Source organism: Mesorhizobium sp. P5_C1 (genome assembly GCF_054049815.1).
In genome coordinates, this window is sequence record NZ_JBFULQ010001429.1 from 1 (window position 1) to 515 (window position 515).

The window sequence follows — 515 nt, forward strand, 5'->3', positions numbered from 1 at the left end:
GGATCATCGTGGCCCATTCCAACGAGTCGGAGTGGCAGCAGTTCAAGAACAACAAGAACAATGAGGCCTTTCTCGACCGCATCCTCGTGGTCAAGGTGCCTTATTGTCTGCGGATCACCGAAGAGAGGCAGATCTACGAAAAGCTGCTGCGAGAGAGCGAATTGGCCGCCAGCCCGTGCGCGCCCGAGGTGCTGGACATTCTCAGCCGGTTCACCGTCTCGACCCGCCTGGCCGAGCATGACAATTCGCCACTCTACACCAAGATGCGTGCCTATGACGGCGAGAACCTGAAGGACGTCGACCCCAAGGCGAAGTCGGTCCAGGAATATCGCGATGCCGCCGGGGTCGATGAGGGCATGAGGGGCGTCAGCACGCGCTTCGCCTTCAAGATCCTGTCGCAGACCTTCAACTACGACACCAAGGAAGTGGCTGCCGATCCTGTGCACCTGATGTACATTCTGGAGGAGGCGATCAAGCGCGAGCAGTTTCCCAAGGAATCGGAAGCAGCCTATCTC

1 pseudogene is annotated in these 515 nt (G+C 58.6%); it reads left to right on the top strand.

Annotated features, from left to right (window positions below):
- Positions 1-515 (top strand): annotated as a pseudogene (locus ACXJ7R_RS36185) (PrkA family serine protein kinase); the annotation flags it as partial.